Below are 21,098 nucleotides of genomic sequence, written 5' to 3' on the forward strand. Positions count from 1 at the left end.
AAGTCATGACGTTTACGTCGCCAACGTTTCAACTCACCAAGTGATACGTTACTATAAGGGGCTAGCAGCCCCTTATTTATTGCCTATTTAGTGGAAACTTATGTCTATCCATCTTGTTATTATCGATGCTTTGAATCTCATCCGACGCGTTCACTCTGTTCAGCCGGACCCAACCGATATTGCAAGAACCATCACCACTACTGCTCGTACTCTTAATCGCATCCTAAAAGAATCAAAGCCAACCCATATCATTGCGGTATTTGATCATCACCTACAAGATCGAGGCTGGCGCGCTGAAGTCCTTCCTGCCTACAAGCAAAACCGCAAGCCGATGCCTGAACCATTAATGAAAGGCCTTGATGCTATCCAACAAGCTTGGTGGGAATTAGGGATTGATTCACTGCTATCTGATGGTGATGAAGCGGATGACTTAGTAGCAACACTCGCTAAGAAAGTGGCAGACCACGGCGAAAAGGTCACAATAATCTCTACCGATAAGGGCTATTGCCAACTGTTATCACCAACGCTACAGATCCGTGATTACTTCCAACACCGCTGGTTAGACAAGCCCTTTATTGAAGCGGAATTTGGCGTAAAACCTGAACAACTCGCTGACTACTGGGGATTAACTGGCGTTAGCTCAAGCCAAGTACCGGGGATTCCTGGAGTTGGACCAAAAGCTGCCAAAGAGATATTAACAACGTATCCAGATATAGAAACGGCATTCCTAGCTGAAGATTTACCGAAAAAGTATCGTAAGAAATTCGATGAGCATATTGAATCGGCTCGCGTATGTAAGCTCGTTTCAGCACTCAAAACCGACATCGATTTGGGCTTCAACCTTCAAGATATTCGCTACGAAGCTCATTCTTAACTCCTGATAATGGATGAGCAGATACAAAAAATGCCCCTTAAAGGAGCATTTTATTTGTCACTGGCAGTACTAAACTTTCACTTAAGTAAATAATTAGTACGGCGAGATATTCGAAAGCGACTTAATATGCACCGTGATCTCTTCGCGATCGTGGTATAGGTGCTTCGCCTGCATCTTGAATTTAACTTTGTTATCAATCAGGAACTGTTTCAGGTTCTCGATATCCTGCAGTACTTCATCGTAACGGCCTTTCATTGGCAGTTTAAGGTTGAACAATGCTTCTTTCGCCCAGCCTTTGATGATCCACTCACCCATTAAGTGAGCAACACGAGCTGGCTTCTCAACCATGTCACAGATAATCCAAGTCACGTTCTTACGGTCAGGTTCAAATTTAAAGCCATCCACCATATGGTGCTTGATTTGACCCGTTTCCATTAGGCTGTCCGCCATCATGCCGTTGTCAACACAGTGAACGAACATAGAACGCTTAACCAGCTGGTAAGTCCAACCACCTGGACACGCACCTAAATCTACGCCCCACATACCTGGAGCAAGACGCTCATCCCACTCATCACGAGGGATGAATACGTGGAACGCTTCTTCTAGCTTCAATGTAGAACGGCTTGGCGCATCTGATGGGAACTTCAAACGAGGAATGCCCATAAAGAACTGTGAGTTGTTAGTTGGGTAAGAGTAACCCACTAAGCAGTGACCCGGAGCGATAAAACATAAGTGAAGCACAGGCTTCTTAACATTGTCTTTCGCAGTCATCAGGCCTTTACCACGCATAGCTTGACGCATTGGCACGGTAAACTTACGGCAGAACTTCAAAAGCTCTTTCGCTTCATTGGTGTCTGGCGTTTCAATACGGATATCGCCACAACGTGGGAAACCTTCTTTCTCAGAAAGCGCCTCAAGAATTGGAGAGATACGATCATCAGTCGGCAGATCTTTGATTTCAACCGCTACCGCGATCATTTGACGAGCAAAGATCAGCGATTGGAAGTCGATCTCTTTAACCAGTTTATCGGCTTCGCCTGCTTGATAACATTCAAACAATACAAAGCCTGTATTGTTCTTTAAGCGAGGAAAACCAAACACTTCCAGTTGTGTTGCCTTGTCTTGAATTTCGCCAGCACATTCTTTTTCAAAACCAGAGCGACAATAAAGTAGTACGTGTTTCACTGAGTTACCTCTTTTATATTCAAAGCAGCGAAGGAGAAGACTCCCCAACCAATGATAAATAGTAGACCACCAAACGGAGTGATAGGGCCAAACCATTTTATTCCTGTCAGTGCCAAGCCATAAAGGCTGCCACTAAAACAAAGGATGCCGATGATAAAGCAAATTGCCGCAATGAAAAAATATTTTTGTGATTTAGCGCCAAGTTTCGTCTGCAGCAGAGCGCCACACGCCAATATCGCCAAAGTATGGATAAACTGATACTGAACACCCGTCTCAAACACGCCTAGCAGATATTCAGGTAAAATAGCTTTCAACCCATGAGCCGCGAAGGCACCAAGCATCACAGCAATCGCGCCAGAGATACCTGCAAACGTGAGTAAATACTTACTTCTCATCGAGTACCTCTTTGATAAACGCCGACAGCTTCTCAACGGTTAAGGCAATATTCTGCTGCTCTGTATAACCAGAGCTCTTACGAGGCTTAAAGCTGTGGTCGCCATCAGGAATAAATTCAACACGAATAGAATCAGACAGATTAAAATCAGCAAACTCTTCACGCTTACCAAAGGTATCGCGTTCACCCTGCAGAATAAGACATGGCTTTTGTAACTCAGCTAAGTGCTCACCTTTGTACTTCTCTGGCTTACCAGGAGGGTGGAAAGGAAAGCCTAAACACGCCATCGCTGCCACCTTATCAACTTCAGACAAATGGCTCGCCATGCGCCCTCCCATCGATTTACCGCCAATCACAAGCTTATCGGCATCGCACTGCTCAATGATGTCTTGGTAAGCTTCAAGCAGCTTAGGGGCTCTGTCAGGTGGACGACGTTTGCCATCTTCAGCACGTTTAATCATGTAAGGGAAATTAAAACGAATCACTCGTATCCCTTTAAAGGCTAACCCTTTTGCCACCGACTGCATGAATTCATGATCCATACCTGCGCCAGCACCATGTGCAAAGACAAAGGTGATTGGATTGTTTTCACCATCAATGATGACGTTATTCATCGAGTAAATCCTCTTGTTCACTTTGCGCTTTCGCCAGCATCCAATCGCGGAAGGTGGCGATACGGCCCATATCGGCTTGTTTCTCATGACAAACCACATAGAAGGCATTCTTGCTCACCAACACTTCGTCAAAAGGCGCAATCAAACGACCCGCTTCGATTTCAGGTTGCGCCAACACGTTGTTACCCAGCGCAATACCTTGGCCGTGAGCTGCCGCCTGCAACACCATGGTTGAGTGACTAAAGATAGGACCGTGATTGACGTTTACCCCATCGATGCCATTTTGCTTAGCGAACTGTTTCCAATCCTTTCGAGAAGTATCATGTAATAGCGTATGACATGCCAAATCGCTTAGAGATTCTAATGGTTTCGTACCAAGCAACACTGAAGGTGAGCAAAGAGGGATCAAGTATTCTTGATAAAGCTTATCGGCTCTAAGCCCCGACCAATTGCCTCGACCATAATAAATAGCTACGTCTACGTCATCGGTCAGCGAGCCTTCATCCATATCAACGGCTTTAATTCGTACGTCGATATCAGGTTCTTGCTGATTAAAGTCTGCAAGCCTTGGCACTAACCATTGAATGGCAAAGCTTGGCGGTAAGCTGATGGTCAATGCGCCCTTCTCACTTCGCTCAAGCACTTTATCCGTCGCTTCTGCCAGTGATGTAAAAATATCTTTGATGTCTAAGAAGTAGCTCTGACCTTCTTCAGTCAGCAGCAAAGAGCGATTTCTTCGACGAAACAGCTTCAAAGACAAGAATTCTTCAAGCGCTTTAATCTGATGACTCACTGCAGCTTGAGTAACAAACAACTCTTCTGCAGCGCGCGTAAAACTCAAGTGTCGAGCAGCGGCTTCAAACACTCTTAGCGAGTTTAATGGGGGTAATCGACGAGACATAGGTACTCTCTAAATAAGCATTAGTTTTTTTTATCTGAAACATTATAATTTGTCCATTGCCTAGCGGCCAGAGAAATTCTATATTTCATCCCGCAGCAGCTAGCCTGAACGGCTTGATTCTCTCTAGAATCAATTGGTTTAGCTCCTGCGATGTTGTGTTTGCAAACTCGTTCTTTTCGAGTTGGGTAGAGTTCTACCAAATGTTTTGTTGCAGTTCTATACTGAAACGAGACATGTACTTCCTGTATTTATTTTGACCTGTCTGTCAAATTTGTTTACACCGCCTTATGGGCGGTGTTTTTTTATGTGCAAAGAAAAATAACAACAAGTTTATCAATAGCTGTACTAATTAATCTTTGTTATTTTTCATCGTTAATCACAGAATCAGACACCCACTCAAATAATCAACTGAACACATACAAATACAACCATTGAATAGCACTAAAAAGTAACAGAGTTCCTCAGGTACTCACACTTCTTCGGTCACCTACAAGCCAACTCAAACCCCATCATTTCAATCTCAGAATCTCAAGACAGAGCATGATGATAACTCGACAAACTCGCGCCTCTTACTGCCTACTGTAAAACAATCACAATAGAAAATAAAAAAGCCGCTTACTTTTCAGTAAACGGCTTTGCAAAATATTCGGCTACTCTATACCACTATGGGCGGTAAACCTTCACGTTATGGAAGCCTTGCTCTTTTAGATAAAGTGCCTGTAGACGGCTCATTACACCACGATCACAGTACAGCAAGTACTCTTTTGCTTGGTCCAAGTCGCCAAACTGAGTCGAAAGCTTGAAGAACGGGATATGTTTAATTTCAACACCATCGATCTCTAGTGGGCTTTCGTCTTCTTCGTCTGGGCTACGGATATCAAGAACGATCGAGTGCTCAGCAACAGCTTGAACTTGTTCAACTTCAGGCGCTTGCTCTTGGCTCTCTTTCTCGATGTCACGGATATCCATAACTCGAGCGTTCTCGATCACTTGCTCTAGCACTTCGAAGTTAAACTTAGCTTCTTCCGCTTCTAGTTTGCCTTTCTTCGCTTTCACGGTTGGCTTCTTAGAGATAACACCACAATACTCAGGCATTACTTTAGCGAAGTCTTCAGTACCAATCTTACGAGACAGATCGATGATGTCTTCTTTGTCCCAGTTAATAAGCGGACGAAGGATCAAAGTATCGGTCACGTTATCGATATGACGCAAGTTAGTTAGTGTTTGGCTAGAAACCTGACCAAGAGCTTCACCCGTTACTAACGCTTCAATGCCGAAACGCTCTGCAACCATACCACCAGCACGCATGAACATACGCTTAAGAACAACGCCCATTTGGCCGTCTTCAACGTTCTCAAGGATCTCTGCAACTACCGGTTCAAAATCGATAGAGATAAACTTCACCTTTGCAGATGAACCGTATTTATCCCATAGATAGTGAGAAACTTGCTTAACACCAATCTCGTGAGCAGGGCCACCAAGATTGAAGAAGCAGTAATGCACTTTAGAACCACGTTTGATGTGTAAGTAGCTTGAAACACCAGAATCAAAGCCACCAGAGATCAAGCTAAGCAGATCTTCTTGAGTACCAAGAGGGAAACCACCTAGGCCTTTATGACGTTCAATAACTTGGTTTAGCTTCTCGTTCTCGACTTCAACTTTAACGGTAATATCTGGATTTTTCAGTTTTACTTTTGCTGATTCAACCGCTTGGTTTAAACCACCACCTACGTAGCGTTCTAGCTCAATAGAGGTAAAGTCATGTTTACCACGACGCTTAGCACGTACAGAGAAAGTCTTACCTTCAATAAGAGCACCGCTTCGTTCAAGAACTTGCTCGTAAATATTGTGCAGGTCTTTAAATTCTGATTGCTGAACCTCAAGGGAGTGATGAATACCCGGAGTTTGCGTCAATACTTCGAGTGTTTCTTTAAAGTACTTGTCGCTCTCAGACGTCACTTCGATGTAGTCACGGCGGTTGAAGACAGCCACAGACTCAGTACGACGCTGAAGAATAGTACGAATATTACGTTCTAGAATCTTTGTGAAGCGCTTACGCACCGATTCACTTTTAATAAAAATTTCCGGATGAGGCTTAACAATAAATTTCATAGTACTTTCACGCCAATAAGGTTCACAAATTTTAGTAGGTTCATCACCACGTAAAAGGTCATTTCACATAGTTATTGAAGCAATAATAGATCAATATTAAATCTAAGGGCGCGAATTATACATGAGAAAGTGAAGCAAGGAAAAGAGTGGTTGCTTTAACCCGATAATTAAACTGCCTGTTATTAAAAGTAGCAGGTTTCAAAACGACATAAATACCGCTGAGAGCATCATTGAAGACCAGAAAACAAAAAGCCCAACCTCATCACAAGGTTGGGCTTTCGATGCTATCTGCTGACTAACGTATGTGTATCTAACTAACGTCTGTATATCTTACGTATGTGTACCTGAAGACTAATCGCTGTCTCTCTGCCTACTACTGACCAATAACAGGCACTTCATCACTGTAAAGCGGCTCACCCTGCATAATGCTGATTTCAACACGGCGGTTGAGGCTACGCTGCCATTCAGTATCGTTCGGCTCTACTGGCTCTGTGTCGGCCATACCGCGCACTCTCAAGCGTTGATGAGAGAAGCCACGCACCTTTTCCATCTCTTGAGCCACAGACACCGCACGCTGCGATGATAAGTCCCAATTAGAACGATAAAGCTCTGAATCCAGTCTCTGGTTATCGGTGTGACCAGAAATACGAACAATACCTGGTACATCTTTTACCAATTCAGCCACCTGTCTAACCAATGGTCGAAACTTAGGTTGTAGGAAAGCAGAACCCGACGGGAACGCACCTTTCTCACGAATTCGAATGACGATCTGCTGGCCAAGGTTTTCCACCTCAATCGCGCCTTGGTCGATCTCTCGCTCCAACGCTTTCTTGATACTTTCCATCAAGGTTTCCACCTCTTGCGATTGAGCTTCGGCTTGCTGTTGCTGTTGGTCTGACTCAGAGTTTTGATTGTCGTGAGTTGAAACCTCTGGCGACTTGCCTCCCGTCATCTTGCCTTGGTCACGCATTGTGCCGCCAGCACGCTCAGATTCACCTTCATGAAACTCAAGCGTTTGCTGCGTAATATCAATGGTCTGCTGCATGATCACATCGATAGGAGTCGGCTCTGGGCGACCAGGGCGAAACTCTTGCGCAATGATGCTAGTCCCTTTAGGAATATCTTTCACTTCCAAGCGGTTTTGTACACCAAACGCAAATTTCATCGATCCAGCGATCTGTTTGAACTTCAGTACGTCCATCTCAGAGAATGAGAGCAGCAGTACGAAGAAACACATCAGCAGTGACATCAAGTCAGCAAATGTCCCCATCCATTGAGGTAACCCCGGAGGAGGACATTTACATGGATTTTCTTCATCCATCTTCAAATCCTCTTACGCGGGTTCACCATCAATCGTGCGCTTACCTTCATTGAGGTAGCTCTTGAGGTAACCATCGATAACTCGTGGGTTCTGACCATCTTGAATCGCTAATACACCATCCATAACCAAACGACGGTTGAGTGTCTCTTGGTCACGACGCAGCGCAAGCTTGTCCGCAATTGGAAAGAACACCATGTTCGAAAGAATTGCACCGTACAGGGTCGTTAAAAGTGCCACCGCCATCGCAGGACCGATCGCTTTTGGATCATCCATGTTAGAAAGCATGGCAACTAAGCCAACCAAGGTACCAATCATACCCATCGCGGGTGCTACATCACCAAATGCAGAGAACACCTTCGCGCCCTGCTCATGACGCTCTGTGGTTAATGCGATGTCTTTTTGCAGTGCAGCACGCACCACATCACCATCATGGCCATCTACCAATAGGTCGATGCCCTTTTGCATGAAACTGTTGCTGATTTCCATTTCTTCAAGTGCCAAGAAGCCACCTTTACGTGCTGCATCCGCCATCTCTACCACTTTAGCGATAAGATCTTCAGGCTCATCGGCCTTAAACATAAATGCTTTGCCAGCGATTTTGGTTGCTCCAAAGAATTGTCCCATGGTGAACTTCATTAGAACAACAAACGTTGAACCACCCACCACGATCAAAATGGATGTCGTGTCATAGAACATCCCGAGGCTTCCACCTAGGATCATTGCCATGATTACAAAGGCAAATCCACCAATCAAACCTATTAGGGTTGCTAAATCCACTGAGCACTCCTCATGCTTTTTTGTAGCTCTACGTCGACGATAATCTTTTTATCGGCCAGACTATAAGATCTTTTAGTAAATTCTTGGCCTAAATATCACACTTTTCGTTTTTGAATCACAATTATTGGCTTACTTTGCTCTTATCCTTAGCGCATAAACTCGATAAAGCTAAGGTTATTCAACCAAAGTGAGTTCAAGCCCCTTAAAAACGAACTTTCTAGCAAAATTTCTTGGTTACATTTGACCATCTCAGCGGCCTAGGGTAACGTTCGTTCATATTTCCAAACGCAGATTTATTATGGCTACTAAGAAACCTGAAAATATGAGCTTTGAAGCGGCTATCGAAGAGCTTGATGGCTTGGTTGATCAACTAGAAAATGGTGATCTAGCTTTAGATGATGCGCTGAAAAAGTTCGAACGAGGCATCTCCCTCGCTCGTGCTGGTCAAAGTAAACTAAATGATGCTGAACAGCGTGTTAGCATCTTACTGCAAAATGATGAAAATGCAGAACTTAGTGACTTTAACCCACAACCAGAATAACGAATTGTATGAGATCCCCTATGATCGAGACTTTATTGTCTTATCAAGCACGTAATAACGAGCAGCTGAACCTTTGGCTTGATCGCCTGCCACACCAAAATCAGAACCTTATCAACGCGATGCGTTATGGGTTACTTTTAGGCGGCAAACGCGCACGTCCATTTCTTGTCTACATTACAGGGGAAATGCTCGGCTGTACCGCTGAAGAACTCGATACTCCAGCTTCTGCAATCGAATGTATTCATGCCTATTCTCTGATTCACGACGACCTTCCGGCAATGGATGACGATGAACTTCGCCGTGGCCATCAGACTTGTCACATCAAATACGATGAAGCAACGGCAATTTTAACTGGCGATGCCCTACAAACTCTCGCGTTTACTATACTTGCGGAAGGCACATTAAGTGCTGACGGGGAAAGCAATCGCGTTCGAATGATTCAACGCCTAGCTGAAGCGTCTGGCGCACAAGGTATGTGCATTGGACAAGCTCTTGATATTGAAGCTGAAAACCGCTCTGTCACGCTAGAAGAGTTAGAAGAAGTTCACCGTAACAAGACTGGCGCTCTAATGAAGAGTGCGATTCGTTTAGGTGCTCTGGCTGCTGGCGAAAAAGCGTTTGAAGTGATGCCTCAATTAGATAAGTACGCCGATGCAATCGGGTTAGCCTTCCAAGTTCAGGATGATATTTTAGATATCATTAGCGATACCGAAACTTTGGGTAAACCACAGGGCTCTGACCAAGATTTGAACAAAAGCACCTACCCTTCTTTGTTAGGTTTAGAGGGCGCTCAAGAAAAAGCGCAAACTCTGCTACAGGAAGCGCTTCAAGCTTTGGCTGCAATCCCATACAATACCCAGTCACTCGAAGAGTTCGCCCGATACGTCATCGAGCGCAAGAACTAAGACAATAAGCGCGCATTACCTATGACTCTTGATATATCAAAGTACCCAACTCTTGCTTTGGCTGATAAGCCAGAGGATTTGCGTCTACTTCCAAAAGAGACGCTTACACAGCTTTGTGATGAATTACGTACCTATCTTCTTAACTCAGTGAGCCAGTCAAGTGGTCACTTAGCGTCAGGCTTAGGTACAGTAGAGCTGACAGTTGCTCTGCACTATGTGTACAACACGCCTTTTGACCAGTTGGTTTGGGATGTTGGCCACCAAGCCTACCCACACAAGATTCTTACAGGTCGTCGCGACCGCTTGTCGACTATCCGTCAAAAAGATGGACTGCACCCATTCCCATGGCGTCAAGAGAGCGAATACGACACCCTATCTGTTGGTCACTCTTCAACATCGATCAGCGCCGGACTCGGTATGGCGATCAGTGCGAAGAAAGAAGGTAAGAACCGTAAAGTCGTGAGTGTGATTGGTGATGGCGCAATTACCGCAGGTATGGCCTTCGAAGCCATGAACCACGCGGGCGATATTCACAATGACATGCTGGTTATCCTTAACGATAACGAAATGTCGATCTCTGAAAACGTCGGTGCTCTAAACAACCACCTCGCTCAAGTTCTTTCTGGCAGTCTTTACACGTCAATTCGTGAGGGTGGCAAGAAAGTGCTATCAGGTGTTCCGCCGATTAAAGAGCTCGTTCGTCGTACAGAAGAACATCTAAAAGGCATGGTTGTCCCTGGCACCATGTTTGAAGAGTTAGGCTTTAACTACATTGGTCCAATTGATGGACACGATGTCAATGAGCTGATTAAAACGCTGAAGAACATGAGAGATCTTAAAGGCCCTCAGTTCCTGCATATCATGACGAAGAAAGGCAAAGGCTACGAGCCAGCTGAGAAAGATCCAATTGGCTACCATGGCGTACCTAAGTTCGATCCTGCACATTCAAGTCTGCCTAAGAGCACCAGCTCTAAACCAACTTTCTCTAAGATTTTTGGCGACTTCCTGTGTGATATGGCCGCTCAAGATCCTAAGCTAATGGCGATAACGCCAGCAATGCGTGAAGGTTCTGGTATGGTGCGCTTCTCGAAAGAGTATCCAGATCAATACTTCGACGTAGCGATTGCTGAGCAGCATGCTGTGACACTAGCAACCGGTATGGCGATTGCCGGTGATAAGCCAATTGTGGCTATCTACTCGACTTTCCTACAACGTGGCTATGATCAACTGATCCACGATGTGGCAATCATGGATCTACCGGTTATGTTCGCTATTGACCGTGCAGGTCTTGTCGGTGCCGATGGTCAAACACACCAAGGTGCGTTCGACCTAAGCTTTATGCGCTGTATTCCAAACATGGTGATCATGGCGCCAAGCGACGAAAACGAATGTCGCCAAATGCTATACACTGGCCACCAGCACATAGGTCCAAGTGCCGTTCGTTACCCTCGTGGTAATGGCATGGGTACAGAGATTCAAAGTGAGTTTACTGCGCTAGAGATTGGTAAAGGCCGTATCGTTCGCGAAAGCGAAAAAGCAAAAGATGGCTCGAAAGTCGCGATCCTAAGCTTCGGTACTTTCCTTGAGAGTGCACTTCAAACCGCAGTCGCTATCGATGCGACAGTTGCAGACATGCGTTTTGTGAAACCGCTAGATGAAGCTCTGATCAAACAACTTGCTGCTGACCACGATGTACTAGTGACTATCGAAGAAAACGCGATTGCAGGTGGTGCGGGCGCGGGTGTGATTGAGTTCTTGATGCAAGAAAAACTACTGATGCCTGTTTTAAACCTTGGCCTACCTGACAAATTTATTGCTCAAGGTACTCAAGGTGAACTGCATGAAGAGCTTAGCTTAGATGCGAAAGGTATTGAGAAGTCTATCTCCGACTACCTTGCCAAATAGCTTTCACAAGCAAACAGCATAAGCTACAAAACAAAAAAGGTTGGCCCTAGGGTCAACCTTTTTAGTATCTGCTAACTGATAAACTATTCGTTGTTTAGCTGTTAGTTATTAGCAATTAAGCCTGCTTAGCAACAAGGCTTAAGCACTGGTGCGTCATAGTTCTCTGGTTCGTCAGAGTAGATAGCAACGTTGAAGTTCTCAACCAAGCCTGTCTCTTCAACACACTGCTCTTGGAAGAACTGTTGAATCTCACGACGTTGACAGTGTGCTTCGAATGCTTCGTTGTCCGCCCAGATCTCATTGAATGCAATAGGGAAACTCTCACCCTCTGCAAATGGGCTCTGAATGTGACGAGTCACTGTATATTGGATACAACCGTCTTCACGCATTGTGTTTGGCTCTAGTGATTTCAGAACTTCAAACAACTCGTTCAATTTGCCTTCTTTAGGCTGAAATTGAGCAACGCAGTAAACCTTCTTAGACATTGTAATTCCTTGTTTTTATCTATTATCGTCAGTGCTTTAGATATTAATTCTTAAACGAGCCAACCTGAAAAATGAGCCACTGCATACAGCGAAATCGCCGCCATAATACCCGCCACGATATCATCAATCATGATACCTAAACCGCCGTGAACTCGCTTGTCTAACCAACCAATTGGCCAAGGCTTTACCATATCGAAAAAACGAAACAGCACGAAGCCAGCAAATAGCCATTTCCAATCATTAACAGGAATACCCAACAACGGCACTAGGCCCATGGTGATCCAAAAGCCCGCAAACTCATCCCATACAATAGAGCCGTGATCGTGCACACCCATGTCATCAGACGTCACTTGGCATATTTTGATACCAATAATGCAACTCACAACCACAAGAATGACATAAATAGGGAAAGGTAACTGAACCAGCAATAGATAAAATGGGATCGACGCAAGCGTGCCCATGGTGCCGGGAATAATCGGCGATAAGCCACTACCAAAACCCGTTGCCAATAAGTGCCAAGGATTTTTAAGAGAGATTGCAGAAAGTGGGTTTGTCATCAATTAACCTTAAAGTGATCGTAACCAGTTAAGTTCCAACTCAGTGGTTCACCATTATTGTGTAATTCAAAATATTCTACAGGTCTTATCTGGCCAATGCAGGTGACTTTTGTTCCAGTGTGTGACAAAGCACTTTCCAATGAACCTTTATTCTCTTCCGGTACAGTAAAGCAGAGTTCGTACTCTTCACCACTGGTCAACGCATACTGTTGAGCCGAAGCAATATCAGATGTGAACTGGCGTAGTTCTGGAGAAATTGGCAACGCACTCACATCAATGCTTGCACCGACCTGAGAACGCTTAAGGATATGTTTTAAATCGGCAATAACGCCATCAGAGATATCAATAGCCGATGAAGCTAGGTTCACGAGCGCCTGACCCGCCAATACTCGTGGAGAGCTGATGTAGTGCCTCTCTTCTAGCTCAAGTGCATAAGGCTTAGCTTTGCTCTGTTCTGGGTCTAATATCACCTCTAGCCCAGCTTTGCTGTCACCTAAGTTACCCGTTACGTAAATCCAGTCCCCCACTTTCGCGCCATCTCTGCGTAGTGCTCGGCCTTCTGGCACAAAGCCCTGTACAGTCAGCGTTAAACTCAGCGGCCCTTTGGTCGTGTCACCACCAATAAGTTGAATACCAAAATAGTCTGCGAGTTTGAAGAAGGAATCACAGAAGGGAGCAAGCCATTCTTCATCGACTTCTGGCATGGTTAACGCAAATGAAACCCAAGCAGGCGTCGCACCCATCGCAGCAAGGTCGCTAATATTGGAAGCCAAAGCCTTGTGTGCCACCCAAGCAGGGTTAGCCTCTGCTAAGAAATGTGTGCCTGCAACTAAGGTGTCGGTGCTGATCGCTATCTCAACATTACTTGGCGCTTTGACTAAAGCACAGTCATCGCCCGCAGCCAGATGTACGTCTTTACGTTGTGGTTGTCGATTTACAAAATATTTTTCAATCAGGTTAAATTCGCCAGACATCACATGCCCTATCTTTAGTCTTCATACAAATCACCGTAATTATTGATATTACAGAAATTTAGTTACAAAAAAGGCCAGCATAAAAGCTGACCTTTAGATTCAATATACGAACGTCTTATTTCTTACGAACGTGTGGTGCAGCTTTATCAAGCACACCGTTAACAAACTTATGGCTGTCTTCTGCTGCAAATACTTTTGCAAGCTCGATAGCTTCGTTGATAACCACTTTGTATGGTACATCTTCGCGACGAGTCATCTCGTACATAGCTAAACGTAGAAGCGCTAGTTCCATCAAATCCAGATCTTGCATAGGGCGAGATACGAATGGACGAAGCTTGCTATCAAGTTCCATGTGGCTAAGAGCAACACCAGTTAGTAAGTCGCGGAAGTATGCAACGTCTGTTTCTGGCATAGCGAGAGCAGGTTCTGCGGCATGATGCTCTTCTTCATCATACTTACCACCAGATAAGAACTGTTCTTCAACGGTAGCAATATTTTCTTTAGTAATTTGCCAAGAATAAATTGCTTGTAGAGCAAATTGACGTGCGTTACGACGTGCGGCTGGTTTCACACTGGCCCCCATTAGGAATCGATTTCAGAAAGAACGTTGATCATCTCAAGTGCGCTAAGTGCGGCTTCTGCACCCTTATTACCAGCCTTGGTTCCTGCGCGTTCAATAGCTTGATCGATCGTATCAACAGTAAGAACACCAAACGCGACTGGAAGAGAAAATTCCAGAGACACTTGAGCCAAACCTTTATTACATTCACTACAAACATAGTCAAAGTGAGGTGTACCGCCACGGATTACTGTACCAAGAGATACAATCGCATCGAACTTACCTGTTTTTGCAACGCGTTGCGCTACAAGTGGAAGTTCTACTGCACCAGGGCAACGAACAACAGTGATGTTGTCTTCGCTTACTTGTCCATGACGCTTTAAAGTATCGATTGCACCAGAAAGTAAACTTTCGTTAATAAAACTGTTGAAACGAGCAATAACGATAGCAATTTTTGCATTTGGCGCTGGGAAGCCACCCTCGATCACTTTCATAAGCCTTCCTTTAACTATTTTCATCAAGTGAGAATCGCCGGATTCTAGCACAAAACTGTGAGCAATATCTAATGCTAATTTAGAAGAACAGACACCGGAGATGTAAAGATGATAACGCAGCACGGCTCTCAACCATATAGGAGCAACCAGTAGTCAAGCTCGTGTATTTAACACGTTTTGGATCGGGCTTAACTACTTTGCTCTTTTGGCAAAACTAATCACCAAAAGAGCCACTGGAATCATCGGTAAATTATGTTGCTATAAACAGAGATATATCGACTTACTCGCAAACATACTCAACAACGTTAAGACCAAAACCACCTAATGCGTGGTAACGCTTAGTACTTGAAGACAGCAAACGCATATCGTGAACGCCTAGGTCTTGTAGAATCTGAGAACCTACGCCAACACGACGAGAGGTACCCTGCTTCTTCGCCATGGTTGGTTGCTCATTCTTATCTTGAGCTTCGAATGTCTTCACTTTGTGAATCAAAGAATCAGACGACTCTTCGTTGCCCAGAATAACCAACACACCGCCTTCATCGCCAATGCGCTTCATCGCTTTATCTAGTGACCAGCTACGCTCTGTACCACGGTCTGAGTGAAGTAGATCGGTGAACGTGTCATGCAGGTGAACACGTACTAGAGGAGCGCCCACAGACAGGTCACCTTTTTGCATCGCGTAGTGGATCTGGTTATCAATCGTGTCACGGTAAGTCACAAGCTCAAAGTCACCAAACTCTGTTGGCAAATGGCATTGCGCTACACGTTCAATTGTCGTTTCAGTGTTATTGCGGTATTCAATCAAGTCAGCAATGGTGCCTAATTTGATATCGTGTTTTTCAGCGAAGACTTCAAGATCAGGGCGACGAGCCATGGTGCCGTCGTCATTTAGGATCTCAACGATAACAGATGCTGGCTCACAGCCTGCTAGACGAGCTAAATCACAGCCTGCTTCAGTGTGGCCTGCGCGTGTTAGAACACCACCTTCTTGAGCTGTCAGTGGGAAGATATGCCCGGGTTGAACAAGGTCAGCGGCTTTCGCATCTTTTGCCACAGCCGCTTGAACGGTAACGGCGCGATCTGATGCAGAAATCCCCGTAGTTACACCCTCAGCAGCTTCAATCGAAACCGTAAAGTTGGTTGTGTATTGAGCATTATTATCTTGAACCATAGGCGCTAGACCCATACGGTTTGAACGCTCTTTGGTCAACGTTAGACAAATTAAGCCACGGCCGTACATCGCCATGAAGTTAATCGCTTCAGGCGTGACATGTTCTGCTGCCATGATTAGATCGCCTTCATTTTCACGATCTTCATCATCCATCAGGATAACCATTTTTCCTAGGCGAATGTCTTCAATAATTTCTTGAGGAGTACTAATTGGCATTGTTCTATATCCTTTGAAATGGTTCTGCTTCCTAGAACCGACACTATTTAAACCTGATGATATTGCTCGCTTTTACAAAGTGATGTTTAGTGCACTTTGTACCAACGGTTAGGCAAAACCATTCTGCTGTAAGAATTCCATCGTTAATCGAGATTCAGGCTCAGATTCTTGTTGCTGACCTTGCAGTAAACGCTCCATGTAGCGCGCTAATACATCGACTTCTAGATTCACTTTACGACCAACATTGAATTGGTCGATGGTGGTTTCTGAAGAAGTGTGAGGAACGATCGTCAGCTTAAAGGCATTCTTGCGTAAATCATTCACAGTCAGGCTAATGCCGTCAACGGTGACTGAACCTTTTTGAGCCACGTACTTTGAGATCTCTGCTGGCATTTCAACCCAGAACTCAATCGCACGACCAACTTGGTTACGCTCAACAATCTCACCGACACCATCAACGTGACCCGATACGATATGACCACCGAAACGCGTGGTCGGTAGCATTGCTTTCTCTAGGTTGACCTTGTCGCCAGCTTGGTAATCGACAAAACCCGTTTTTTTCAGGGTCTCAAGCGAAAGGTCTGCACTATAGCTGTGGTCGTTATACTCAACGACCGTCAAACACACACCATTGGTCGCGATACTGTCGCCTAACTTAACGTCAGCCATATCAAGATTACCAACATTAACCGTTACGGTGATGTCTTCTCCGCGGGGAGTAATTGCACTCAATGTACCTACGGCTTCTACAATTCCTGTAAACATTTTAAAACTCTTTTTGTTGTCAACGACACGTATGCTGTTGGAATGACTATTTCTACTGTGGTTTCGTCGCGATAATAGGTTTCGCGACGATGCGAATATCCACACCAACCTGTCGAACATCTTTAATTTCTAGGTCAATCACATCAGACATTGAAGTGAGCCCTAATGCGCCCATTAAACCTCGCCCGTCACTGCCCATAAGTTTAGGCGCTAAATAGAGGATTAGCTCATCCACTAACTGCGCTTCAATCAAGCTTTTTGCCAATGTCGCGCCCGCTTCGACCCAAATATGATCGATATGGTTCGCTGGCAATTGACGCATCAAATCGTGTAAATCAAGCTGACCAGCGTCCGTTGTTCCGACCTCAATATCAGCAGAGGTTTCAGCGACTCTCAATACCGAAGTGGGAGTCTGGAATAACTTGAGCTCAGGATACAGCTGATTTTGGCGATCAAGGATCACGCGAATCGGCTGACGCAGCTCGTCTTCAACGTAATTTGTTTTGGTAATGCTTGGCAATTCGGCCCAGCGAACATTCAGCGACGCGTTGTCTTCAATCACCGTTTGGCTGGTTGATAACACAGCACCTGATTTGGCTCGGTAGTTCTGAACGTCACGACGCGCTTCTGGCGACGTGATCCACTGGCTTTGACCATTTTCCAATGCCGTTTGGCCATCAAGGCTCGCCGCCATCTTTAACTGAACAAATGGCATGCCCGTTTGCATACGCTTGATAAATGCAGGATTCAAGTCGAGAGCATCTTGCTCTAACAAGCCGATTTCAACCTCAATACCGGCGTCGCGTAACATTTTGATACCACGACCTGCAACTTTTGGATTTGGGTCCTGCATCGCACAAATCACTTTGGCTACTTGAGCCTTAATCAAACCTTCAGCACAAGGTGGCGTTCGACCATAGTGCGAGCAAGGTTCTAGCGTGACATAAGCGGTTGCACCTTTTGCCTTGTCGCCCGCCATTCGCATGGCGTGCACTTCAGCATGAGGTTCGCCAGCTTTAGCATGAAAACCTTCACCAACGATCTGACCGTCACTTTGTACGATGACACAGCCAACATTAGGGTTGGGGGCAGTGGTGTAAATGCCGCGCTTTGCTAACTGAATAGCACGCGACATCATTTGAAAATCTAGGGGAGTAAAGTTTGACATGACTGAGGCGTTAATCCTCTAATTTAGCGATTTCTTCGCCAAACTCTCGGATGTCTTCAAAGCTGCGGTAAACAGAGGCAAAACGAATGTACGCCACTTTATCCAATTCTTTCAATTGACCCATAACAAGATTACCAATCATCTCGCTTGGTACTTCACGCTCACCAGTTGCACGGAGTTGTGACTTAATCGTACTGATCGCAAGTTCAATCGCATCAGCACTCACTGGGCGTTTTTCTAGGGCGCGCTGTACACCACCCACCATTTTATCTTCATTAAATGGTTCGCGGTTTCCATTCGACTTTATGACTTTCGGCATCACAAGTTCTGCCGATTCGAAAGTCGTAAAACGTTCACTACATGCAAGGCATTGACGGCGACGACGAACCTGATGGCCATCGGCTACCAGTCTTGAATCGATTACTTTAGTGTCGTTCTCTGAACAAAAAGGACAATGCATATCACCTCCAAATAATTGAATATCAGTGTAACGGAATTGCCAAACGTTAGGAAAGAAAAAGGGCCAATTAAGGCCCTTTTGTGTGGTGATTCATTGATTATTGCTACTCGATCGCCATTTCAAAAATGAGCTGAGGAGTAAAATTAACGACCAGCGTTATCCGCGAATCAAATAGTTCGCTTTACCTACCCATTTGTAGCTTGTCAGTTCTTCTAAGCCCATTGGACCGCGAGCGTGCAGCTTCTGGGTTGAGACTGCGACTTCAGCGCCTAAACCAAACTGTGCGCCATCAGTAAAACGTGTTGATGCATTCACATAAACCGCCGCAGAACCGACAGAGTTAATAAAGCGCTCTGAGCTCTCTAGGCTGTTGGTCATGATCGCATCTGAGTGACTCGCGTTATGTACACGCATGTGGTCAATCGCCTCTGCCACATCCGCTACCACTTTTACGCCTAGCGTGTAGCTTAGCCACTCAGTGTCAAAGTCACCTTCCACTGCATCACGTTGGTCTTCAAAACCCGCTATCAAAGATTTTGCACTAGCATCGCTAACCAAGGTAACCTTGCCCGCTAAACGCTGTGTTAGCTGCGCTAAGAAAGCTTCAGCAACCGCTTCATGCACTAGCAGCGTATCCAATGAGTTACATGCAGATGGACGTTGAACTTTCGAGTTTTCAACCACATCAACAGACTTCTCAAGATCAGCGCTCTCATCAACAAAGATATGGCTGATACCGAAACCACCGATGATAACTGGAATAGTACTGTTCTCTTTACACATCTTGTGCAGGCCAGCGCCGCCACGAGGAATGATCATATCCACGTAGTCATCCAGTTTAAGCAGTTGAGAAACTAATTCACGATCAGGTTTCTCAATGTACTGAACTGAAGCGGCAGGAAGTTCCGCTTTCTCTAATGCAGACTGGATTACTTTAACCAGCTCCATGTTTGAGAAGAATGTCTCTTTGCCGCCACGTAGGATGCTTGCGTTACCAGTTTTCAGACACAGTGCTGCAATATCGATAGTTACGTTTGGACGCGCTTCATAGATAACACCGACCACACCAAGTGGCACACGGCGGCGAGACAGTGACATACCGTTTTCCAGTACCTTACTGTCCATTTCGCTGCCCACAGGGTCGTTCAGGCTAATCACGTTACGAACATCGTTAGCGATACCGGTTAAGCGCTCTTCGTTGAGAAGTAGACGATCAAGCAGTGCGTCAGTCAGACCGGCTTCACGGCCAAGTTCGATGTCTTTTGCGTTCGCTTCTAAAATCGTAGCTGCGTTTGCTTCTAGCTCATCAGCGATGATCGCCAATGCTTTATTCTTTTGCGCCGTAGATGCGGTCGCTAGGTGGAAAGCAGCGTCTTTTGCTGCAATACCCATGTTAGTTAAATCCACGTTTAACTCTCCCTAAATTCTGTCTGTCTTTGGATGTAAAAAGGCGATTTACGATTATGTATATTCGCAGCGCATCGCCTTATCATCACGAACTACTCTTGAATCACAACTAGGTCGTCACGATGAATGACTTCTGACCCATAATCGTATCCAAGAATGTCGCCAATATCTTTACTGTGCTTGCCTGCAATTTTTGCTAGGTCTTGGCTTGAATAGCTAGCGATACCACGCGCAATGACTTTGCCTTTGCTGTCTGTGACTTGAGTGACTTCACCACGAGAGAATTCGCCTTTAACTCGAACAACCCCTTTCGCCAACAAGCTACTGCCCTTGGTGTTAACTGCGTTCACCGCTCCATCGTCGACTACGATGTCACCAGCAGAAGCTGGGCCCGCTAGAATCCAACGTTTACGGTTTTCAAGCGCTTCAGCTAAAGGCAAGAAACGTGTGCCTTGTGGGTTGTCACTCAATGAATCAAACACCACATTTTCAGCACTGCCTGCTGCAATAATCACTTCGATACCCGCACGACGAGCAATATCAGCCGCCTGCAGTTTTGTCGCCATGCCGCCGGTACCTAACGTAGTACCACTGCCACCTGCGATCTTACGCAGTGTGTCATCAATGGTTTTTACTTCTTTGATAAGTTCAGCATTCGGATCTTTACGTGGGTCTGCCGTAAACAGGCCTTTTTGGTCAGTGAGTAACAAAAGCTTATCAGCGCCACATAAAATACCAACCAGTGCCGATAAGTTATCGTTGTCGCCCACTTTAATTTCATTGGTGGCTACTGCGTCGTTTTCGTTTACTACCGGAATAATATCGTGCTCAACGAGCGCGTTGATCGTGTCACGTGCATTCAGAAAACGCTCGCGATCATCGAGATCAGCACGAGTCAGTAGCATCTGGCCAATCTTAAGGCCATAGATAGCAAACAAAGACTCCCAAACTTGAATCAACTGACTTTGCCCAACTGCTGCAAGCAATTGTTTGCTCGCCATCGAGTTGGGAAGTGCGGGGTAACCAAGGTGCTCACGTCCGGCTGCAATTGCACCAGACGAAACCATAACCACAGAGTGGCCTTGTTTTTTTAATTCAGCACATTGACGAACCAGCTCAACCATGTGAGCGCGGTCTAATGCCAATGTTCCACCAGTTAAGACACTGGTACCCAGTTTAACAACGACAGTTTTACTCTGTGTTGTTGTCCCGCTTTGATGATTTGTTGTCATGAAGTCTTTTATGAATAAAACAAATAAGAGGTGATGTTTTAGCAATCAACAGGGGAATTCACAAGCAGAAAAGGTGCG

At 45.3% G+C, this 21,098-nt stretch carries 22 protein-coding genes; 4 read left to right on the plus strand and 18 right to left on the minus strand.

Going from position 1 to position 21,098, the window contains the following annotated elements:
• Window positions 1–100: 100 nt before the first annotated feature.
• Window positions 101–874, plus strand: a complete 774-nt coding sequence (gene xni / locus AC3CID_RS12160) for a flap endonuclease Xni (RefSeq protein WP_065205054.1) — start codon at window positions 101–103, stop codon at window positions 872–874.
• 93 nt (window positions 875–967) lie between these two features.
• On the opposite strand, the gene rlmM is transcribed toward xni, so the two are convergent.
• From rlmM to pomA, 7 genes are all read right to left on the minus strand, one after another.
• Window positions 968–2,059: a 23S rRNA (cytidine(2498)-2'-O)-methyltransferase RlmM gene (gene rlmM / locus AC3CID_RS12165; RefSeq protein ID WP_488526608.1), complete on the minus strand. Its 1,092-nt coding sequence runs from the start codon at window positions 2,057–2,059 to the stop codon at window positions 968–970.
• Complete coding sequence (locus AC3CID_RS12170; RefSeq protein WP_488526609.1) at window positions 2,056–2,454, minus strand: DUF423 domain-containing protein; 399 nt, start codon at window positions 2,452–2,454, stop codon at window positions 2,056–2,058. The genes rlmM and AC3CID_RS12170 overlap by 4 nt, the downstream gene beginning before the upstream one ends.
• Window positions 2,444–3,067, minus strand: coding sequence for an alpha/beta fold hydrolase (locus AC3CID_RS12175; RefSeq protein WP_488526610.1), 624 nt, complete (start codon window positions 3,065–3,067; stop codon window positions 2,444–2,446). Before AC3CID_RS12175 ends, AC3CID_RS12170 begins: the two co-directional genes overlap by 11 nt.
• A complete protein-coding gene (locus AC3CID_RS12180) occupies window positions 3,060–3,968 on the minus strand; it encodes a transcriptional regulator GcvA (RefSeq protein WP_017080068.1) in 909 nt (302 codons plus the stop codon). Before AC3CID_RS12180 ends, AC3CID_RS12175 begins: the two co-directional genes overlap by 8 nt.
• Window positions 3,969–4,631: 663 nt before the next feature.
• Entirely contained in the window at window positions 4,632–6,080 is a 1,449-nt protein-coding gene (gene thiI, locus AC3CID_RS12185) for a tRNA uracil 4-sulfurtransferase ThiI (protein WP_474356201.1), read from the minus strand.
• Window positions 6,081–6,453: 373 nt separating this feature from the next.
• On the minus strand, window positions 6,454–7,401 hold the full coding sequence (locus AC3CID_RS12190) for a flagellar motor protein MotB (RefSeq protein ID WP_488526611.1): 948 nt from the start codon (window positions 7,399–7,401) through the stop codon (window positions 6,454–6,456).
• Between the two features lie 12 nt (window positions 7,402–7,413).
• Window positions 7,414–8,178 carry a flagellar motor protein PomA gene (gene pomA / locus AC3CID_RS12195; RefSeq protein WP_004734406.1) on the minus strand — a complete coding sequence of 255 codons (765 nt, stop codon included), beginning with the start codon at window positions 8,176–8,178 and terminating at the stop codon, window positions 7,414–7,416.
• A gap of 298 nt (window positions 8,179–8,476) precedes the next feature.
• On the opposite strand from pomA, the gene xseB reads away from it, so the two are divergent.
• Genes xseB through dxs form a run of 3 tightly spaced genes read left to right on the plus strand, consistent with a single transcriptional unit; the run spans window position 8,477 to window position 11,529 of the window.
• A complete protein-coding gene (gene xseB, locus AC3CID_RS12200; protein WP_004734405.1) occupies window positions 8,477–8,719 on the plus strand; it encodes an exodeoxyribonuclease VII small subunit in 243 nt (80 codons plus the stop codon).
• Between the two features lie 20 nt (window positions 8,720–8,739).
• Window positions 8,740–9,624, plus strand: coding sequence for a (2E,6E)-farnesyl diphosphate synthase (gene ispA / locus AC3CID_RS12205; protein ID WP_004734404.1), 885 nt, complete (start codon window positions 8,740–8,742; stop codon window positions 9,622–9,624).
• A gap of 21 nt (window positions 9,625–9,645) precedes the next feature.
• The gene (dxs, locus tag AC3CID_RS12210) at window positions 9,646–11,529 is read left to right on the plus strand and encodes a 1-deoxy-D-xylulose-5-phosphate synthase (protein ID WP_488526612.1); all 1,884 of its coding nucleotides are present in this window, start codon (window positions 9,646–9,648) and stop codon (window positions 11,527–11,529) included.
• A 125-nt stretch (window positions 11,530–11,654) separates the two neighbouring features.
• Here dxs and AC3CID_RS12215 read toward each other — a convergent pair whose 3' ends face one another.
• The 11 genes from AC3CID_RS12215 to proB all read right to left on the minus strand — a co-directional run bounded on the left by AC3CID_RS12215 (window position 11,655) and on the right by proB (window position 21,065).
• Window positions 11,655–12,014 carry a putative quinol monooxygenase gene (locus AC3CID_RS12215; RefSeq protein WP_004734402.1) on the minus strand — a complete coding sequence of 120 codons (360 nt, stop codon included), beginning with the start codon at window positions 12,012–12,014 and terminating at the stop codon, window positions 11,655–11,657.
• Window positions 12,015–12,064: 50 nt separating this feature from the next.
• Complete coding sequence (pgpA, locus tag AC3CID_RS12220; protein WP_029222303.1) at window positions 12,065–12,571, minus strand: phosphatidylglycerophosphatase A; 507 nt, start codon at window positions 12,569–12,571, stop codon at window positions 12,065–12,067.
• Entirely contained in the window at window positions 12,571–13,545 is a 975-nt protein-coding gene (gene thiL / locus AC3CID_RS12225; RefSeq protein WP_488526613.1) for a thiamine-phosphate kinase, read from the minus strand. The genes pgpA and thiL overlap by 1 nt, the downstream gene beginning before the upstream one ends.
• A gap of 115 nt (window positions 13,546–13,660) precedes the next feature.
• Window positions 13,661–14,128, minus strand: coding sequence for a transcription antitermination factor NusB (nusB, locus tag AC3CID_RS12230; RefSeq protein WP_004734399.1), 468 nt, complete (start codon window positions 14,126–14,128; stop codon window positions 13,661–13,663).
• A complete protein-coding gene (gene ribH, locus AC3CID_RS12235) occupies window positions 14,128–14,598 on the minus strand; it encodes a 6,7-dimethyl-8-ribityllumazine synthase (protein WP_004734398.1) in 471 nt (156 codons plus the stop codon). The genes nusB and ribH overlap by 1 nt, the downstream gene beginning before the upstream one ends.
• 280 nt (window positions 14,599–14,878) lie before the next feature.
• Entirely contained in the window at window positions 14,879–15,988 is a 1,110-nt protein-coding gene (gene ribBA, locus AC3CID_RS12240) for a bifunctional 3,4-dihydroxy-2-butanone-4-phosphate synthase/GTP cyclohydrolase II (RefSeq protein ID WP_004734397.1), read from the minus strand.
• Between the two features lie 108 nt (window positions 15,989–16,096).
• Window positions 16,097–16,753 (minus strand): riboflavin synthase, encoded by a 657-nt coding sequence (locus AC3CID_RS12245; protein ID WP_004734396.1) that lies wholly within the window; start codon window positions 16,751–16,753, stop codon window positions 16,097–16,099.
• 52 nt (window positions 16,754–16,805) lie between these two features.
• Window positions 16,806–17,921 carry a bifunctional diaminohydroxyphosphoribosylaminopyrimidine deaminase/5-amino-6-(5-phosphoribosylamino)uracil reductase RibD gene (ribD, locus tag AC3CID_RS12250; protein WP_488526614.1) on the minus strand — a complete coding sequence of 372 codons (1,116 nt, stop codon included), beginning with the start codon at window positions 17,919–17,921 and terminating at the stop codon, window positions 16,806–16,808.
• A gap of 10 nt (window positions 17,922–17,931) precedes the next feature.
• Entirely contained in the window at window positions 17,932–18,381 is a 450-nt protein-coding gene (gene nrdR / locus AC3CID_RS12255) for a transcriptional regulator NrdR (protein WP_004734394.1), read from the minus strand.
• 156 nt (window positions 18,382–18,537) lie between these two features.
• Complete coding sequence (locus AC3CID_RS12260) at window positions 18,538–19,788, minus strand: glutamate-5-semialdehyde dehydrogenase (protein WP_488526615.1); 1,251 nt, start codon at window positions 19,786–19,788, stop codon at window positions 18,538–18,540.
• 92 nt (window positions 19,789–19,880) lie between these two features.
• Window positions 19,881–21,065 (minus strand): glutamate 5-kinase, encoded by a 1,185-nt coding sequence (gene proB, locus AC3CID_RS12265; protein ID WP_017099520.1) that lies wholly within the window; start codon window positions 21,063–21,065, stop codon window positions 19,881–19,883.
• Window positions 21,066–21,098 lie beyond the last annotated feature (33 nt).

It is taken from the genome of Vibrio sp. QJM3NY_21, from assembly GCF_057785975.1.